Origin of the sequence: Noviherbaspirillum sp. (assembly GCF_035254865.1) — a bacterium.
In the GTDB taxonomy this organism is placed as follows: Bacteria; Pseudomonadota; Gammaproteobacteria; order Burkholderiales; family Burkholderiaceae_D; genus Noviherbaspirillum.
The window spans coordinates 14,838-32,422 of the sequence record NZ_DATFAF010000028.1; the positions used below are offsets into that span (position 1 = coordinate 14,838).

At 62.1% G+C, this 17,585-nt stretch carries 20 protein-coding genes; 7 read left to right on the forward strand and 13 right to left on the reverse strand.

The genetic code is table 11. The features are described from left to right. Positions 1-36 precede the first annotated feature (36 nt). On the forward strand, positions 37-621 hold the full coding sequence (locus tag VJ651_RS08435) for a chalcone isomerase family protein (protein WP_324107022.1): 585 nt from the start codon (positions 37-39) through the stop codon (positions 619-621). A gap of 50 nt (positions 622-671) precedes the next feature. On the opposite strand, the gene VJ651_RS08440 is transcribed toward VJ651_RS08435, so the two are convergent. After that, a complete protein-coding gene (locus VJ651_RS08440; protein ID WP_324107023.1) occupies positions 672-1,115 on the reverse strand; it encodes a thioesterase family protein in 444 nt (147 codons plus the stop codon). 187 nt (positions 1,116-1,302) lie between these two features. Here VJ651_RS08440 and VJ651_RS08445 point away from each other — a divergent pair, with 187 nt between their 5' ends. Both VJ651_RS08445 and arfB read left to right on the forward strand, forming a co-directional pair. Beyond that, complete coding sequence (locus tag VJ651_RS08445) at positions 1,303-1,500, forward strand: oxidoreductase-like domain-containing protein (RefSeq protein WP_324107024.1); 198 nt, start codon at positions 1,303-1,305, stop codon at positions 1,498-1,500. A 35-nt stretch (positions 1,501-1,535) separates the two neighbouring features. Then, complete coding sequence (gene arfB / locus VJ651_RS08450; protein ID WP_324107025.1) at positions 1,536-1,955, forward strand: alternative ribosome rescue aminoacyl-tRNA hydrolase ArfB; 420 nt, start codon at positions 1,536-1,538, stop codon at positions 1,953-1,955. Between the two features lies 1 nt (position 1,956). Here the strand turns inward: arfB and VJ651_RS08455 are convergent, their stop codons facing one another. The 9 genes from VJ651_RS08455 to VJ651_RS08495 form a co-directional block, all read right to left on the reverse strand. After that, entirely contained in the window at positions 1,957-3,126 is a 1,170-nt protein-coding gene (locus VJ651_RS08455; protein WP_324107026.1) for a cytochrome P450, read from the reverse strand. Positions 3,127-3,584: 458 nt separating this feature from the next. Continuing rightward, positions 3,585-5,411: a polysaccharide deacetylase family protein gene (locus VJ651_RS08460; protein ID WP_324107027.1), complete on the reverse strand. Its 1,827-nt coding sequence runs from the start codon at positions 5,409-5,411 to the stop codon at positions 3,585-3,587. 340 nt (positions 5,412-5,751) lie between these two features. Beyond that, positions 5,752-7,029, reverse strand: coding sequence for a TRAP transporter large permease (locus VJ651_RS08465; RefSeq protein ID WP_324107028.1), 1,278 nt, complete (start codon positions 7,027-7,029; stop codon positions 5,752-5,754). 23 nt (positions 7,030-7,052) lie between these two features. After that, on the reverse strand, positions 7,053-7,547 hold the full coding sequence (locus VJ651_RS08470; protein WP_324107029.1) for a TRAP transporter small permease: 495 nt from the start codon (positions 7,545-7,547) through the stop codon (positions 7,053-7,055). A gap of 114 nt (positions 7,548-7,661) precedes the next feature. Beyond that, positions 7,662-8,648, reverse strand: a complete 987-nt coding sequence (locus VJ651_RS08475) for a TRAP transporter substrate-binding protein (protein WP_324107030.1) — start codon at positions 8,646-8,648, stop codon at positions 7,662-7,664. 185 nt (positions 8,649-8,833) lie between these two features. Further along, entirely contained in the window at positions 8,834-9,607 is a 774-nt protein-coding gene (gene otnI / locus VJ651_RS08480) for a 2-oxo-tetronate isomerase (RefSeq protein ID WP_324107031.1), read from the reverse strand. A 13-nt stretch (positions 9,608-9,620) separates the two neighbouring features. Next, positions 9,621-10,259, reverse strand: a complete 639-nt coding sequence (gene otnC, locus VJ651_RS08485) for a 3-oxo-tetronate 4-phosphate decarboxylase (protein ID WP_324107032.1) — start codon at positions 10,257-10,259, stop codon at positions 9,621-9,623. Continuing rightward, entirely contained in the window at positions 10,256-11,524 is a 1,269-nt protein-coding gene (gene otnK / locus VJ651_RS08490) for a 3-oxo-tetronate kinase (RefSeq protein ID WP_324107033.1), read from the reverse strand. Before otnK ends, otnC begins: the two co-directional genes overlap by 4 nt. Positions 11,525-11,559: 35 nt before the next feature. Then, positions 11,560-12,309 carry a FadR/GntR family transcriptional regulator gene (locus VJ651_RS08495; RefSeq protein WP_136414054.1) on the reverse strand — a complete coding sequence of 250 codons (750 nt, stop codon included), beginning with the start codon at positions 12,307-12,309 and terminating at the stop codon, positions 11,560-11,562. Between the two features lie 172 nt (positions 12,310-12,481). Here VJ651_RS08495 and denD point away from each other — a divergent pair, with 172 nt between their 5' ends. The 3 genes from denD to VJ651_RS08510 all read left to right on the forward strand — a co-directional run bounded on the left by denD (position 12,482) and on the right by VJ651_RS08510 (position 14,549). Further along, the gene (gene denD / locus VJ651_RS08500) at positions 12,482-13,459 is read left to right on the forward strand and encodes a D-erythronate dehydrogenase (protein ID WP_324107034.1); all 978 of its coding nucleotides are present in this window, start codon (positions 12,482-12,484) and stop codon (positions 13,457-13,459) included. 193 nt (positions 13,460-13,652) lie between these two features. Beyond that, positions 13,653-14,177, forward strand: a complete 525-nt coding sequence (locus VJ651_RS08505; protein WP_324107035.1) for a DUF4142 domain-containing protein — start codon at positions 13,653-13,655, stop codon at positions 14,175-14,177. Between the two features lie 9 nt (positions 14,178-14,186). After that, positions 14,187-14,549 (forward strand): cupredoxin family copper-binding protein, encoded by a 363-nt coding sequence (locus VJ651_RS08510; RefSeq protein ID WP_324107036.1) that lies wholly within the window; start codon positions 14,187-14,189, stop codon positions 14,547-14,549. 26 nt (positions 14,550-14,575) lie between these two features. Here the strand turns inward: VJ651_RS08510 and hpf are convergent, their stop codons facing one another. The 3 genes from hpf to VJ651_RS08525 all read right to left on the reverse strand — a co-directional run bounded on the left by hpf (position 14,576) and on the right by VJ651_RS08525 (position 16,146). Further along, the gene (gene hpf / locus VJ651_RS08515) at positions 14,576-14,914 is read right to left on the reverse strand and encodes a ribosome hibernation-promoting factor, HPF/YfiA family (protein ID WP_324107037.1); all 339 of its coding nucleotides are present in this window, start codon (positions 14,912-14,914) and stop codon (positions 14,576-14,578) included. Positions 14,915-15,384: 470 nt separating this feature from the next. Then, a complete protein-coding gene (locus VJ651_RS08520; protein ID WP_292937800.1) occupies positions 15,385-15,663 on the reverse strand; it encodes a hypothetical protein in 279 nt (92 codons plus the stop codon). Between the two features lie 96 nt (positions 15,664-15,759). Continuing rightward, the gene (locus VJ651_RS08525) at positions 15,760-16,146 is read right to left on the reverse strand and encodes a DUF2471 family protein (protein WP_324107038.1); all 387 of its coding nucleotides are present in this window, start codon (positions 16,144-16,146) and stop codon (positions 15,760-15,762) included. A 289-nt stretch (positions 16,147-16,435) separates the two neighbouring features. Here VJ651_RS08525 and VJ651_RS08530 point away from each other — a divergent pair. Continuing rightward, positions 16,436-17,585 (forward strand): HD-GYP domain-containing protein (locus tag VJ651_RS08530; RefSeq protein WP_324107039.1); only part of this gene is annotated, 1,150 nt, incomplete at its 3' end.

Genomic DNA, 17,585 nt, shown 5'->3' on the forward strand with positions numbered 1-17,585 from the left:
CGATTCATACAAATAATTTCACGAAGGAGCAAGACAATGAACAAGCGCATCAAGTGGCTGCTGGCCCTCGGGTGCCTGGTGGCAGGACTGAGCCAGAACGTGATTGCGGCGGAGGTCGCCGGTGTCAAGCTGCCCGACACGGTACGTGTGGCAAACCAGGAGCTGAAACTGAACGGCGCCGGGGTGCGCAGCTGGGCCATCTTCAAGGTCTATGTGGCCGGCCTGTACCTGACCGAGAAAAAGAAGACCGTGCCCGAGATTCTGGCGTCGAACGGTCCGCGCCGCATGCGCATGGTGCTGGTGCGCGACATCAACAGCGAGGAATTGGGGCAGGCCTTCATGGACGGGCTGAACAAGAATTCCGACAAGACGGAAAAGGCCAAATTCGTCAATCAGACCATGAAGATGGGCGAGATCTTTGCCGCCATTCCGGCCTTGAAAGCGGGCGACACCATCACCAACGACTGGGTGCCGGGGTCGGGCATGCATGTGCTGGTCAACGACAAGCCGGTCGGCGAAGTTCTTCCCGACATCGCCTTCTACAATGCCTTCCTGAAAATCTGGCTCGGCGACAAGCCGGCCGACAGCAGCCTGAAACAGGCCCTGATCGGCGGCAATTAACCCGGCCTCTGCACACCGGTGCGCCACTGCCGCGCACCGGCATTCCTTTTTCAGCCGATCCAGTTCACCTTCGGGAACTTGTCGCGAAACGTCTCGGGCATCGGGACGACTTTCTTCATCTTGTAATTGAAGAACACGAAACCCGATTTGGCCATCGCCACCAGCGCGCCATCCGCCGGGCGCGTGATGCGGAAGGTGATGTCGCCGCCGTACTTATTGAAATCCATCACGCCGACCTCGAACAGCAAGTGGTCGCGCGCATGCGCTTCGGTCTTGTAAGTGGTGGCGAGGTCGGTCACGATGATGCCCACGCCGTCGTCGCGATTCTCCTCGATGCCGAACTCGAACAGGAAGCGGGCGCGCGCTTCGGAGATCATCGAAATCATCGAGTCGTTGCCAAGATGGTTGGCGCCGTTGATGTCGGTCACGCGCACCGTCAGTTGCGTCGAGTAGTAGTACTGGTGTTCAGGGAATTCAAGTTTCAGGCGTGCCATCGGGGATCTCGTTTGGAAGCGTTGCCGCGCTGCGCGACGGACGAATTCTACCTTCCTCCGAGGCATCGCGCCCGATTATCGAGGACAAGCCGGGCATGACGAATCGACAATGTGATTGTTTCTGCAAGACGCGGCAGCGTGACGCGATGCGCGTTACACTTGGCGGAAACCCATTTTGTTTTTTGCCATGCCAGATTTTTCAGCACAGAATGACGCGCCGCCTGTCCCGCCCGAGAAACCCGGCGACGAGGAATGCTGCCGCAGCGGATGCGACCCCTGCATCTTCGATTTGTACGCACAGGAACTCGAACGCTACCGCGCCGCACTTGCCGCATGGGAGCAAAGGCAGCAACGTGCGAAGGATGTGCAAGGCTCGGCCGCCTGAGGGCAACCGGGGCCCGACACAGCATTGCACGGATCATGAGCATCGTTCATCCACTCACCATACCAGAGGACGAAGTCGAACTGACCGCGGTCAGGGCGCAGGGCGCGGGTGGCCAGAACGTCAACAAGGTTTCCAGTGCCATTCACCTGCGCTTCGATATCCAGGCATCGTCCTTGCCCGAGCCGATCAAGCATCGCCTGCTCAAGCTGCACGACCAGCGCATCACCAAGGACGGCGTGGTAATCATCAAGGCGCAAACCCATCGCAGCCAGGAGAAGAACAGGGAAGAGGCACTGCGTCGCCTGCACGACCTGGTTGCCAGCGTCGCGGTATTGCCGCCAGTGCGGCAGCCGACCAAGCCCACGCGTGTGTCGCAGAAGAAGCGGCTCGAGGCGAAAACCCTGCGCGGCAGGGTCAAGGCGATGCGGGGCAAGGCCGGATTGGCGCTCGGCTAATCTACGCGGATCGCGCGCGCTCAAACCACAGCGGCAAGGTGGAAAACCCGCTGGCGGGATAAACCGCGTTCACCGCTTCCTTGCCCGGCACCAGCGCGATGCGGCTGTTACGCGCCAGCAGCGCTTCGACAATGATGCGCAGCTCCAGGCGTGCCAGGGGCGCACCGGGGCAGACATGGATGCCGGCGCCGTACAGCAGGTTCTGTGACGGATCGCGGTCGAGCCTGAATTCATCCGGATTGCCGAACACCTCTTCATCCCTGTTGGCCGAGGCCCACATCACCGTGATGCGTTCGCCGGCGGCGAACTGGCGCCCCGCAATTTCCACCGGCCGGGTCGTGATTCTGCGGTTGGCGATCAGCGGCGCATGCAGGCGCAGGATTTCGTCGATCGCGGCAGGGAGCAGGGATGTCTGCTGCCGCAGTTGCTGCTGAAGCTCGGGATGCGCCGCCAGATAATGCGCCAGGATGCCGACGCTGGCGGCAATGGTGCTCAGCTCCCCGACCGTCCAGTTGCGCAGGATGCTGACAATCTCTTCATCATCAAGAGGGCGGCCCGCGATCTGTTCGTGCATCAGGCTGGTCGTTATATCGTCCGGCGCATCGGCGCCTGCCGCGCGGCGCGTCGTGAGCAAGTCGCGGATGTAGCCGTCGAACTCATAGGCGACTTCTTCCATCGCTGTTCTGTCGCGAGTCAGGGTCGCCTCGTGGTTCTTGCGCACCCAGCGCCGCAGAGGCTCATGCAAATCGGAAGGCCAGCCGAGAAAGGCGGACTGGACCTGCAGGGAATAATCTTCGGCCAGTGCAGCCATGAATTCGGTTTCGCCTGCATCCGGCAACTTGTTCGCCAGCGCGGCCGCGACCTCGCGGCATACAGGCTCGAACGCGGCCATCCGTTCTGCGTTGAAATAAGGTTCGATGATCCGCCTGTACCCGGTGTGCTGCGGCGGATCCATGCCGTTCGGCACGGCGGGATGACTGGAAACCGCGCTGCTGAAGGTCTCGTGATCCAGCAGTGCGCGCACCACGTCGTCGTGCCGAAACAAGGACCAGTTGAGGTAGGCGCTGTGCGCCACCGGACAGCGACGGCGCATTTCGTCATACGCGGCGATCTGATCTGTGAGTACCGCCTCGGAACGTGGGTCCCAATCGTGTTTGAGTTTCTCGTCCATAAATTCTCGTGTCTGACCGCGTGTCGATGGCCATGCCTGGTTTGCCCGGCCTTACTGGCGCATCAATGCAGGACGTCGATCAGTATTCGGAAGCATCGCTCGCGCGATATCAGTTGTTGGATCCTTGAAGGCCTGCAATCGGCTGGCGCGCTGCACGATGCGGCATTGATTCGCTCGGCATGGATTTCATGTGCGGCATGCAAACGCATCAACGGGTATGGCTGCTCTTGCATGCATATGCGGATTTGCAACGCGCGGCGACCGTCATCTGCCGCACATCCCGCAAGCCGCTCATCGATTGTAGGACTTTAGCTTGTCGATGGGCAAGGCCAACTTGTGTCGAAACACCGCCAATCGCCAATGCCCCTGACGCCTGCATGGCGATACAGGTGAAGCGGCGACCGTCCGCACTGGTCTTCTTGACGAATTCTCAAGAGGACCAGTGAAGGCTTCGATCTTCAGTTCGCTTGCGTAAGCTGGAGAATCACCTGCTGCCCCGGCACGACATCAAAAATGAGTTTTCCGCCGGCGAGCGTGGTCGCCACCGGCGCGCCGGCGGCGGTGCGCGCCTGGATCTGGCTGCTCAGGTTCAGCTTGACCGGCACGCTGACCGTGAGCGCTGCGGTGCACACCCCTGATTCGAAATTGCCTTCCAGGCTGACCACCGCCTGGGTCGACGAGGAGACTGTCGCAACCGGGGTCACCTGCGGGCGGCAGCGGCGATAGCGCGCCACGTTGAGCAAGGTGTCGATCCACAACTGGGACGAATACTGGCTCGCGTAGTTCAGGTGGTCGTTCAGGAATTGCGAAGTGATCGGACTCCACCCGTCGCCATCAACGCCGTGTCCGCCGGCGACCATCCATCCGCCCATGGAAACGACCTCGCTCAATGTGTTGTTGGCATTGGTGAGCGCCTGCGCCAGCGTGGCGGTGTGATCCTGGTCGAAGAAGACGAAGCGATAGGCGGGATCGTCCATGGCCACCTTGCGCACCGCGATATGGCTTTGTTCGGCGATGCTCAACGCGTGGCTGGTATAGGCATGCCATGGGAATGCATAGCTGAGCGGCTTGATGCCGATCTGCTGCTCGATAGCACTCTGCGCGCCATTGATTTCCGTATTCAGGGTGGCATCCGTCACCAGCGGGTCAGACATGTCGACCGTGTGTGTCATCGAATGATTGCCGATCTCATGCCCTTTTGCCGCCAGGCCTTTCCAGAACGGCCAGCCTGCCATGTCCGCCGTGCTGACGATCACATAGAAGGTCGCGCGCAATCCACGGCTCTCGAAGATCGAGGCAATCGTGGAGCTGGACGGATAGCCGTCATCGAAGGTGTAGGAGGCGGCCGCCGTCTTGCCGCCCTTGTATTTCGTGACAAGCGGCGAAGTGAAGTCGAGACATTGATCGATGACGCCATTGCAGTCGCCGCCCGGTGGCGGCGGTGGTGGCGGCGGAGGCGGCTCCCCGATCGTGGTCGGCGAATATTCGCAGATCTTGTCGGCACCCGGCAGCGGGTCGCCGAACACGTTATTGTTGCAAGCGATCGAGCCGGTCGCCGTGCGCGTGGCATACGTGCCATTCAAGCCATAGCGCACCTCGCGCGTCCCGGTGAACGAGCAGATGCCGTTCTCGTCAGCGCACTTGGTCCAGGTATCGCTGCCCGGAGGCGGCGGTGGAGGTGGTGGGGGTGGCGGTGGAGGAGGCGGCTCCACCGTCGTGGTGGATGCATATTCGCAGATCTTGTCGGCGCCCGGTACCGGGTCGCCGAACACATTGTTGTTGCAGGCGATCGCGCTGGTCGCGGTGCGGGTGGCGTACGTGCCATTGAAGCCGTAGCGTACCTCCCTGGTTCCCGTGAACGCACAGACGCCATTCTCGTCGGCGCACTTGGTCCAGGTAAGGTCGCTTGGAGGAGGTGGCGGCGGCGGTGGTGGCGGATCGGTGACGACCGTCGTGGTGAGGTACTCGCAGATCTTGTCGGCGCCGGGCAAGGGATCGCCGAATACACTGTTGGAACACTGGATGGAACTGGTCGCGGTGCGTGTTGCGTAAGTGCCGTTCAATCCGTAGCGGACTTGCGTGGTTCCCGTGAACGAACACAGATGATTTTCATCGGCGCATTTTGTCCAGGTTTCGACGACTGTTTCGGCGAGAAGCTTGCTCGTTCCCGCCGACGGACCTGCCTGGCTGGAGGAGGATGGCGCCCCGCTTCCTCCGCAGGCGCTGAGTCCCGCAATCAAGATCAGCACAAGTCCCAGTAACCCGCTCCTCCCCGACATTTGCATTGCTTTTCTCCGGATAGGTGTTCGCTGCTCACCAACAGTCTAGTATTGCCAAACCTTTAACCGTTGAGACTTGTCAATCGCGACATGGATTGCGTGAGCGCAAGGTAGAGAGCGAAGACGGGAGTAGCACCAGTGTCGAAGGACGGATGCACTCGCGCCGGCGGCGACATGCATCTGTCCGGAAAGTGAAATCCAGGTACGGCAGGAAAAATTTACACCAAACAAGACTGTATGGTGCGGGCCGTCACATCGGGTTTTGTTCGATGCGGCGAACGGGAAGAGAAGAGAGAAGGCGGAGGCATCGAGGCGCGCCCACCGAAGGGCGCGCCTCGGGACATTGCTACTTCACGTACACCAGATCGCGCAGGAACAGCGACAGCGGCGGGAAGTAGGTGATCAGCATCAGGCAGGCCAGCACCACCAGCACGAAGGGGATCAGGCGCGAGATGATGCGGTCCAGCGAGATCTTCGCCACGGTGCAGGCGGCGAACAGATTGACGCCGAAGGGCGGTGTGATCATGCCGAGTGCAAGGTTGACGATCATGATCATGCCGAAGTGCACCGGATCGACGCCGAACTTGATCGCCACCGGCACCAGGATCGGCGCCAGCACGATGATCGATGCCGAAGTCTCGATGAACATGCCGATCACGAACAGCGCGGCATTCACGCCGAGCAGGAAGTAATGCGGACTCTTCAGCGTGTCGGCGAGGAAAGCGCCGATCGCTTCCGGCACGCCGGCGCGGGTGATCATGAAGCTGAACAGGCCGGCGTTGGCGATGATGAACATGATCACCGCCGAGGACAGCACCGATTTGCGCACGATGCGCAGCACATCGGTCAGGCGTGTCTCGCGGTAGATGAAGACGCCGAGGATGAGCGCGTAGAACACCGCAACGACCGACGCTTCGGTCGGCGTGAAGACGCCGCCGTAAATGCCGCCGAGGATGATCACCGGCATGAGCAGCGCCAGCCAGGCCTGTTTCGCCGCGACGAAGACCGACAGCTTGCCCACGTGATCATCCTTGCCGTAGCCCTTGATGCGCGCGTAGATCACCGCGAAGACCATCAGCGCGACGCCGATCAGGATGCCGGGGCCGAAGCCGGCGATGAACAGTTCGCCGATCGATACTTCCGCAGAGACGCCGTAAAGAATCATCGGAATCGATGGCGGGATGATGACGCCGAGCTCCGCCGAAGTCGCCTGCAGCGCGGCGGCATAGTTGACCGGATAACCGTGCTTGACCAGCGCGGGAATCAGGATGGAGCCGATGGCGAAGGTGGTGGCCACCGACGAACCGGATACCGCCGCAAAGATCATGCAGGTCAGCACGCAGGTCGCAGCGAGGCCGCCCTGGATGCCGCCGACCAGCGACTTGGCGAACTCCACCAGGCGCTTGGAAATGCCGCCGGTTTCCATCAGGTTGCCGGCGAGGATGAAGAACGGAATCGCAGCGAGCGGGAACTTGTTGATCGAGGTGAACATCTCCTTCGCCGCGATGAGCATGTTGGCGTTGGTGACGGAAATGCCGACGACGCTGGCCAGGCCGATCGATACCGCAATGGATACCGAAATGGCGAAGCACACGATCATCGTGATGAGCATGGTGATAGACATGGCGAATTCTCTTGATCGTGTGATTACTGGGCGGTTTCAAGCTCTTCGTGCTTCGGCTCGAGGAAGTTGCCGATGACGCCGAAGATGGCGCAGACGCCGCCGACCGGCAGCGCGAGATAGGCCCAGAACATCGAGATCTGCTCCAGGCCGGCCATGGTCTGCACGCTGCCGCGTTGCGCATAATCCCAGCCGTACCAGATGATCACACCCAGCAGCGCCAGCGTGAGAATCGCGATCACGCCGTCGAGCACGCGCTGGAAGGCGGGCGGCGCGAGGCGGTGCATGAGATCGATCGACACCATCGAGCCGAGCCGGAAGGCTTCCGGCAGGCCCATGAACACCATCCAGATCAGGAAGAAGCGGATCAGCACTTCGGTCCATTCGGCCGGCTGCTCGAAGACGAAGCGCGTCAGGATCTGGAACATGCCCAGGCAGGCCGACAGGGCCAGCATGAGGCAGGCAATGCCCATGGACAGCGCGGTCAGGCGGCGTTCCACCGCCAAAAAAACAGATTTCATGTTGTTCTCTATCGATCAGATCATCCGCCGCGAAGATTGCGGCGAACGGCATTATCCGATGCATGCGAAACGCCCCGTCGATGACGGGGCGCCAGGCTTGCCGAGTTTGCTGAATTACTTCACGGCCTTGATCTTGTCGAGATTGGCCTTGCCGAACTGCTTCTCGAAGTCGGTGAAGACCGGCGCCAGCGCGGCCTGGTACTTGGTCTTGTCGACCTTGTCCACCACCTGCATGCCCTTGGCGCGCAGATCGTTGACCGCAGTCTTCTCGTCGGCGTCGACGCGATCGCGGTTGGCCTTGGCGGCAACCTTGGCGGCGTCGAGGAAGGCCTGCTTGTCAGCCGGCGACAGCTTGTCGAAGGCGGCCTTGTTCATCAGGAACACGCCGGGCGAATAGACGTGGCCAGTCAGGGTCAGGTACTTCTGCACCTGTTCGAACTTGTTGGCGGTGATGACCGACAGCGGATTCTCCTGGCCGTCGACGGTGCCCTGCTGCAGCGCGGTGAACACTTCGGTGAAGGCCATCGGCGTCGGGATGATGCCGAAGCCCTTGTACGCCTGGATATGTACCGGGTTTTCCATGGTGCGCATCTTCAGGCCCTTCATGTCCTCCGGCCCGTTGATCGCGCGCTTATTGTTGGTCATGTGGCGGAAGCCGTTTTCACCCCAGGCCAGGGCCTTGATGCCCTTGGATTCGAACTTCTTCAGCATGTCCTGACCGATCGGACCATCCAGCACGGCGCGTGCATGGGCGTAGTCACGGAACAGGAAAGGCACGTCCAGGATCTTCACTTCCGGCACGAAGTTCGGGATCGGGCCGGTGGAGGTCCAGGTCAGCTCCTGGGTGCCGAGCTGCACCGCCTCGACCGCCTCGCGTTCCGCGCCGAGCGCGCCGGCGTAGAAGGTCTGGATCTTGTAGCGGCCGTTGGTGCGCTTCTCGATTTCCTTGGCCAGGGTGTCGATGGCAACGCCCTGATGCGAGTTCTGCGCGGTGGATACGCTGATGCGCATCACGGTCTGCGCCGAGGCGGGATGGGATGCAAAGGCCAGCGCCAGGCCGGACACTGCGATTGCGATAACGCTGGAACGGAAAGCTTTCATTGTGAGTCTCCTTGAGGCTTTGTGAAGGGGAGTGCTGGGTGCTGCGAAGGTGTTGCGGACTTGCGGGCATGCGACGGCGCAGCCGCCGTCCATGAAAACGCGTGATTCGGATGCAATGCGATGTCTCCTTGTGTTGTTGTTTGTTGTTGGCGCGAGAATGCCGAACGCGTTGCGCAGGGGGCGCATCAGAAGGCCTTCATCCAGCCGAGGCCTTCCACCGTGCCTTTCGCGGGACGGTATTCGCAGCCCAGCCAGCCGTCATAGCCGAGCTGGTCGAGCAGGCGGAACAGGTAAGCGTAGTTGACCTCGCCGGTATCCGGCTCGTTGCGCTCCGGTACGCCGGCGATCTGGATGTGGCCGATGTGCGGGAGGTAGCGCCGCACCTTCATCGCGATATCGCCCTCGACGATCTGCACATGGTAGAAATCCATCTGCACCTTCAGATTGGGCGCGCCAACTTCCTCGCGGATCGCATGCGCTTCGGCCTGCGTGTTCAGGAAGTAGCCCGGGATGTCGCGCGTATTGATCGGCTCGATCAGCACCGTGATGCCGTGCTGCGCTGCTTCCGCGCAGGCATAGCGCAGGTTGTCGATGAAGATGCTGCGGTATTGTGCAGCGTCCCCGCCTTTCGGCAGGAGGCCGGCCATTGCGTGCAGGCGCAGCGTGCCGAGTGCCTTGGCATATCGGATTGCCGTGGCGACGCCTTCACGGAATTCCGCGGTGCGTCCCGGCAGCGATGCGATGCCGCGCTCGCCTGCGGCCCAGTCGCCGGGCGGCATGTTGAACAGCACGTTTTCCAGATGATGGGCCTTGAGCTGGGCGGCGACTTCCTCGGGCGCGAAGTCGTAGGGGAAGAGAAATTCGACAGCCTTGAAGCCGGCTTGCGCGGCGGCCTTGAAGCGCTGCAGGAAAGGGACCTCGTTGAACATCATCGTGAGGTTGGCGGCGAATTTGGGCACGTCGGTTCCTTTCTTATTGGTCGAGATTGAATGCCTGCTTCAAATCGGCGATCTGCGCGTCGTTCAACACGCGCGGGTTGTGTCCGCGCAAAAGCAGAAACAGCTTCGCGGTTTCTTCCAGTTCTTCGGTTGCGTAGGTCGCGGCTTCCAGCGTCTTGCCCGACACGACCGGCCCGTGATTGGCAAGCAGCACTGCGGCGTGCTTGCCTGCCAGACCGCGGATCGCGTTGCCCAGTTGCGGATCGCCCGGACGGTGATAGGGAATGAGCGGCAGCTGGCCGATCTTCATCACGAAGTAGGCTGTCAGCGGCGGAATGCAATCGCAGGGATCGAGGTCCGACATGCAGGACACGGCGGCCGAGTGCGTGGCGTGCAGATGCACGATGGCGCCGGCGCCGCTGCGCTCTTCGTACATCGCGCGGTGCAAAAAGGCTTCCTTCGATGCCGGATCGCCGGAGATCAGATTGCCTTGCCAGTCAAGCTTGGACAGGCGTGCCGGATCGAGACGGCCGAGGCAGGAGTTGGTCGGCGTCAGCAGCCAGCCGTCATCGAGGCGCACGCTGATGTTGCCGCTGCTGCCGGTCGCGAGGCCGCGATCGTAGAGCGACTTGCCGCAGGCGCAGATCTCTTCGCGCAGTGCCGATTCGTTCATGGCAGCATGCTCCAGGCCTTGGTGAAGAAATCGACCGAGCCGAAATTGCCGGACTTCAGTGCCAGCGCCAGCGGCGCATCGCCGAGGCTTTTGGTCCATGGCACGCCCGGGTCGATCTGCGGGCCGATGTGCAGGCCGTCGACATCGAGCGCCCCGACCACCGCGCCGGAAGTCTCGCCGCCGGCCACAATGAGTTGTCGCACGCCGCGTTCCACCAGGCCCCATGCGATGGCCGACAGGGCCTGCTCGACCAGCGCACCGGCGCGCTCGGCGCCGAGTTGCGTCTGCACCATCTTGACGTTATCCGGGCTGGCGGTGGCATAGATCAGCGGAGCGCTGTCGCGCAGCAGCGGCGTGGCCCAGGCGAGCGCTTGCGCCACCACGTCGACACCGGCTGCGATCCGGAGTGGATCGATGGCGAATGCGGGTTGGCCCTCGTCGATGTAGTGCGCGACCTGTGCCTGCGTCGCTGCGGAACAGCTGCCGGCGATCACCGCGCGCAAGCCCTGCGGAAACTGCAACTGGTCGGCCGCCGCCTGCCGGTTCAGCAGGCCGGCCTTGCGGAAATTCTGCGGCAGGCCGAGCGCAATGCCGGAACCTGCGGTCACCAGCGGCAGGCCGGCGCAGGCCGCGCCGATGCGCATCAGGTCCTCGTTCGAGATCGCATCGACGATGGCGATCTCGACGCCTTCGCTGCGCAAGCTGTCCATGCGCGTCGCAATCGCGGTCGCGCCGGCGCTGACCGTCTCATGGCTGATGAGGCCGACCTTGCGATCGGTCTGGCGCTGCAGCACGCGCACCAGGTTGGCGTCGCGCATCGGCGTCAGCGGATGGTCGCGCATGCTGCTTTCGCTCAGCAGCACGTCGCCGACGAAGAGATAGCCCTTGAAGACGGTGCGCTTGTTTTCGGGGAAGGCGGGGCAGGCGATGGTGAAGCGCGTGTTCAACGCGCGCATCAGCGCATCGGTGACCGGGCCGATATTGCCGGCATCGGTCGAATCGAAGGTGGAGCAGTACTTGAAATAGAGCTGCCGGCAGCCGGCCGTCTTCAGCCACTTCAGCGCGGCCAGGGATTCGTCGATGGCGTCGCCGGCGGGCGTGGTGCGCGATTTCAGCGCGATCACCACGGCGTCGATATCGGGCGGCAGCGGCGCCTGCGGCACGCCGATCATCTGCACCGTGCGCATGCCGGCGCGTACCAGCATGCCGGCCAGGTCGGTCGCGCCGGTGAAGTCGTCCGCGATGCAGCCGAGTAAGAGAGTCATGTCGATTCGCTATCGTTAGTCGTGCCGACGGGCGGCTACTTGCTGTGTTCTTTCAGGAATTCCGGATCGGCGGTGCGAATGCGCTGCGACGCCATCTCCATGTGGCGGCGCGCGGCATTGCGCGCTCCTTCGATGTCCCCGGCGGCGATCGCGGCATAGAGCGCCTTGTGTTCTTCCTGCACCTGCGAGCGGGTTTCTTCGGTGCGCGCCTCCCAGGCACGCGAAATCGCCATCGAGCCTTTCAGGAACTGCCCGAGGAAGTCCCATAGCGCGAGGAAATGCGGATTGGCCGTGGCGCGCGCGATGCTGCGGTGGAATTCCATGTCGGCGCTGACGCCGTCACCGCCGGCGGCCACTGCGTCATCGATGGCCTGCAGCTTGGCGCCGATGTCGGCGATCTGCTCCGGCGTGCGACGCTCCGCGGCCAGCGCGGCGATCTCGGCTTCGAGGCCGCGGCGCAGTTCGGCAAGCTGCAGAACCGACTGGATCGAATCGACCGCGGTCGGATCGATGCGAAACGGCGTGTCCGGACCGGCCTCGCGCACAAAGACGCCGCTGCCCTGGCGCGATTCCACCAGGCCTTCCGATTTCAGCCGCGATACCGCTTCGCGGATCACCGTGCGGCTGACGCCGAAGCGCTGTGCCATCTCGGCCTCGGACGGCAGGCGCGACTTGGCCGGAAAGGCGCCGCTGCGGATCAGTTCCAGCAGCGCCTGCGTGACGCGGTCCGGCATCTTCACGTTGGCGGTCAGCGGTTCAACCTGGAATGCAGGCGTATTCGTCATCCGGCGGCCTTCAATAGGGCAAATAGATATGATGTCTGCTTATCATACAACTTTGTTCTTTGTACTACAATATACCTGACTTCGGCCTTGGAGCGCGTGCTCCCACGCCAATTTTTGCAGCGCAAAGCATTCTTGACCGCGCCGAACGGGCGCATTATTCAAAGAGGAAACCATGCAGGTATTGATCACAGGCGGCGCCGGACTGCTGGGCGCAAAACTGGCGAAGCGTCTTCTGGAACGCGGCACACTGGCCAATGCGGCGGGCCAGCAGACGCCGATCACGCGCATCACCCTGCTCGACGTGGTGCCCGCCCAAGGCTTCAGCGACCCGCGCGTGCAGGTCGTCAGCGGCGACATCGCGGATGAGAGCGTCATCAACGCGGTGCTGACGCCGGAAACGCAGTCGATCTTCCATCTCGCCGCCATCGTGAGCAGCCATGCCGAAGCGGACTTCGATCTGGGCATGCGCATCAACTTCGACGCCACGCGATTGATTCTCGAACGCGCCCGCAAGAACGGCAATCAGCCGCGCGTGGTCTTCACCAGTTCGGTCGCGGTCTTCGGCGGCGAGCTGCCGCAGCGCGTGCCCGACAGCCAGGTGCTCACGCCGCAGAGTTCCTACGGCACGCAGAAGGTCATGGGCGAACTGCTGATCAACGATTACAGCCGCAAGGGATTCATCGACGGCCGCGCCTTGCGCATGCCGACCGTGTGCGTGCGGCCCGGCGTGCCGAACAAGGCGGCCTCCAGCTTCGCCAGCGGCATCGTCCGCGAACCCCTCAAGGGCATCGAATCGGTCTGCCCGGTCGCGCCCGAGACGCCGATGTGGCTGCTCTCGCCGCGTTACGCCATCGACAGCCTGATCCACGGCCATGACCTCGACGGCAGGCAGTTCGGCAGCAGCCGCGCATTGAGCCTGCCGGGACTCGCCACCACGGTGCAGGAAATGGTGGCCGCCCTTGAGCGCGTCGGCGGCCGGGAGGCGGCCGGGCGCATCCGCTGGCAGCAGGACCCGGCCATCGTTCGCATCGTCAATTCCTGGCCGGGTGATTTCGTCACCGCCCGCGCCGACGCGCTGGGCTTCAAGCACGATGCCAGCTTCGACGACATCGTGCGCTCCTATATCGAGGATGAAATGAAGGCCGCCTGACCGCTGCCGCGCACCAACGGACGGGAGCCTGCGGGCTCCCGTTTTTTTTCCTCCCGCAAATAAATCGGATGCGCGGGAACGTTACGCCTCCGGGCTTCATCCAATGTGGCATGACGACCAGAAACCGGCGCGGCAAGACATGTGCCGCGTGCGGCGTCATACGCCTTTTCAATCCATTTCAAGGAGCTCTGCAATGAACAAACTTTCCGTCTCTATCGCCGCCGCCTTGCTGACCTTCGCCGCCGGCGGAGCCGTCGCGCAAACTGCTGCGCCGAATGACGCGCAGATCGCCGCCATCGTCGTCGCCGCCAACAACGTGGACGTCGATGCCGGCAAGCTGGCCGAGTCCAAGGCGCACAACAAGGAGGTGAAGGCATTCGCCAAGCGCATGGTGACCGACCATACCGGTGTCAACAAGCAGGCAGTGGCGCTGGTCACCAAGCTGAAAGTCACGCCGGAAGAAAACGATACCAGCAAGTCGCTGAAAGAAGGCGGCGCGCAGACCATCAGCAAGCTGAAGGGCCTAAAAGGCGCGGCCTTCGACAAGGCTTATGTCGACAATGAAGTGACCTATCACCAGACGGTGCTGGACGCGATCGACAAGACGCTGCTGCCGAATGCAAAGAATCCGGAGCTGAAGGCCTTGATCGAAAAAGTGCGGCCGGCGTTCGACGAGCACCTGCAGCACGCGAAGCAAATCCAGGCTTCCCTGAAATAAGGAGTCATCGTGCCTGCGATCCTGGGTGAGCGCCGCAAGCTGCGGCGCCTTGGAGGAATGGTGCTGCTGCTGAGTATGGCACTGTTCGGCAGCGGCGGTGCGGCGCTCGCCGACCGGGCGCCTGCGCTGCATGTGATCACGATCGAAGCCATGCGTTATACGCCGCAGACGCTGGAGGTCAAGGCGGGCGACACCGTGGTGTGGGAAAACAAGGACGCGTTCCCCCATACCGCGACGGCGGAAAACCGCAGCTTCGACTCCGGAGAAATTGCGGCTGACGGAACGTGGAAATTCAAGGCGGCACGCAAGGGCGTCTTCAACTACGTGTGCACCTTGCATCCCACCATGAAGGCGACGCTGGTCGTGAAATGAACCAGCATCGCCTCGCCTGAACGCTGTTAAAGCTCGCTGCTGACGCGCTTGGCCGCCTCGTGCTGATGTGACTGGATTTTTTCCTTGTGACGCACCACCTGGCGGTCGAGCTTGTCGACCAGGCCGTCGATCGCCGCGTACAGGTCGTCGGCGTAATTCTCGACGTGGATCACATTCCCCTTCAGGCGCACGTTGACTTCGGCACGTTGCCGCTTGTCCTTCTCCGACGGTCTTTCGACACCGAGGACCACGGCAATATCGATGATCTGATCGAAATGGCGGACGACCCGCTCGAGTTTGTCTTCCACGTAGGCGCGTAGCGCGGAGGTGATTTCAAGGTGGTGCCCAGTGATCATCAGGTTCATACGGTTGACTCCAAAATGCAAGATGAGGAAAAGCCATGGCGCCCGGCAACGGACCGGACAGAGAGCCGATACGGCAAGACGATGCGCCTCCGATCGAGGTTCGTCTCGGGAAACAAGTCCGGTCGGCGGCCGGCAATCATACGACGCGCGCAAGCGGTCGTTACATGCGCCAGGTCAATAAAACACGGAACTGCCCGCGCCGGGGAAACCCGACGCACAAGCGCGCTCGTAACACTGTTGCGTTTACGTCCGCGCATGCTCGGTTGTGCTGCTGGTCACATTCATTCAGGAAAGCCTTCTCTACACTGGGATCATGCAGTGGAGGTTATCATGGGAAAAACGCTTCATAACAGGATTCGGCTGGGAAGCAGGTACTACGCATGGCTGCGCCTGCGGGTGCTGTTCAGGCGCGAGCACTGATTTCAGCAAGGGCCGCAAGCAAGCGCGATGACACCGGTCTTCGGCGCCATTCAATAGGCATCGTACACGGACTGGCGGCGCTCAAACAGGGGCCGCCGGCCGGAGCGATCGATTGCCCGGCGGTGCGGATACTTGCCCGCCAGGAAAAAATGCATGGGATCGCGCCGTTCCTCCGCCCGATCGGAATAGCGCCTTGATCGCATCTGGGTACGCGCCGTCGAGAGTAATGCGAGCGCTGCCAGACCGCCTGCAACGCCCGCCAGCAAAGCGACGCGCGAAATGCGCGGCGCGGAGCTTCCGGTTCCTGCGAATTGCTTTTCATTATCCATGATTGCATCCTTCTCCAGCGAAGCTCCAGCCGGCTGTTGACATGCACCTTCGCAGGCTCCAACCCTGATCCGCCCGCTCTGTTTTTCAACAAGCTGCTAGCTCATACCCGGTATGACTGCGGACCGAGCCGTTTTGTTCTTCGCCGAATGCGAATGGTCGGCGGGCCGGACGCCATGCGCATGCGCGCGGCAATACGCCTCCTGGATCATCCACAAGGCCGTATGCATTGCATACACATCGCTCAACCCGGCCGGCTCGTCGTTTCCCGCATGCCGTTGCGCGGTCGGCGATGCCATCATGTCGAGGTAGCGCAGGTCAAGTTCGGGGTCGTGCTGCAGCAGGGAGAGGGCTTCGTCTTCGATCTCGAACATCAGGCGCCAGCTCAGCGGCACATTGCGCGAAGTGCGCCGCCGCACAATGTCGGCGATGACTTCGCGCAAGCGGGATTCGGCCGCAGCCAGCTTGTCGACTTCCGCATCCATGGCATTCCTCCATTAGTACTGTACGTTTGTACAGTATAGGAGAAAAGCCGAAATGCGAAATGCTGATCTTCGGCATGAAAGCCGTCTTCAGTTCCGCTTATTCAGTTCCACTTAAGCAGTATAGGCAAACAATATCTCCGTGGCCGTATTTCCGGCCGCATCGGGGCAGAAAAATTCCCGACTGAAACGGTACGACCTCGGGCCTTCTCTCCAGCTTTTTTCCGTTTGCCGCCATTGCGCTAGCACGATTCTCGCTTTGGTTTTAGTGCCGGTAACCGGACGTGCTGTCATGAATTCCTTCAACCGCCGTACTGCGATCCAGATTGGTTTCGCCAGCATTCTTCTCGCCGCCGTGGCAAGCCCTGCCGCCTGGTTTGTCGCGCATCGGAATGCCGAACAAAGCACGGTATCCCTTGCCATGGAAGAGTCTCGCCGGCTCTTGCATCTGCACCATTTCGATACCGAGGCCCTGAGCGGTCCGAAGGCCGGCGAGCAAGCCGGAAAGGCGTCGGATGCGCTCGCCGGCGGGCTGTTCGACATTGCGGAGATCTATGACGGGAACGGGCGGAAACTCGCGATAACGATGACCGAGGCGGGCCGCCTGGTCGAGGGGCAGCTTCCCGTCCACGCGCGGCCGGAGAAGGCGGTCGCTTCGTTTGAAAGCCTGAAGCTCCAGGACAAGCGCTGGGTATTGCGTGTGTTTGTCCCGCTGAAAGCCGGGGCCGAAGGCGATGCGGGGCCGATTGCCGGCTATTTCGAGGGAGTGCGGGTCGTCTCTGACTGGCAGCGCGAGCAGATGTTCGGGACCGCCCTGACAGCGGCGCTGATGGTGGGTCTGGCCTCCCTGGTGTGCGGTGCGGTGATCTATCCGGTCGTCGTGCGCCTGTCCGCGGAAAACGAGCGGAAGACCAGCGAGATCCTGAGCTCGCATATTTCGATGATGGAAGCCCTCGGGCGTGCGATCGCGAAGCGGGATTCCGACACCGGAGCACACAATCTCCGTGTTGCCTGGATCGCCGCGCGTATCGGCGAATGCATCGGCTTGCATGGGAAAACCATGCAGTCCCTGATCATCGGCAGCTTTCTCCACGATGTCGGCAAGGTCGGCATTCCCGACGCGATTCTTCGCAAGCCAGCCAGGCTCAGCGCGGAAGAATCGGAGATCATGCAGACGCACGTCGCGCAAGGCGAGGATATCGTCAGCAACATCGACTGGCTGGACGAGGCGAAAGCCGTGGTCGTCGCCCATCACGAAAGATGGGACGGCTCCGGCTATCCTCGCAAGCTGGCGGGCGAGGCCATTCCGCTTGCGGCAAGAATATTCGCGGTGGCGGATGTCTTTGACGCGCTCTGCTCCAGGCGGGCCTACAAGGAGCCGATGCGTTTTGAAGAGGCGATGGAAATTCTCGAAGCGGAAACCGGCAGCCACTTCGACCCCA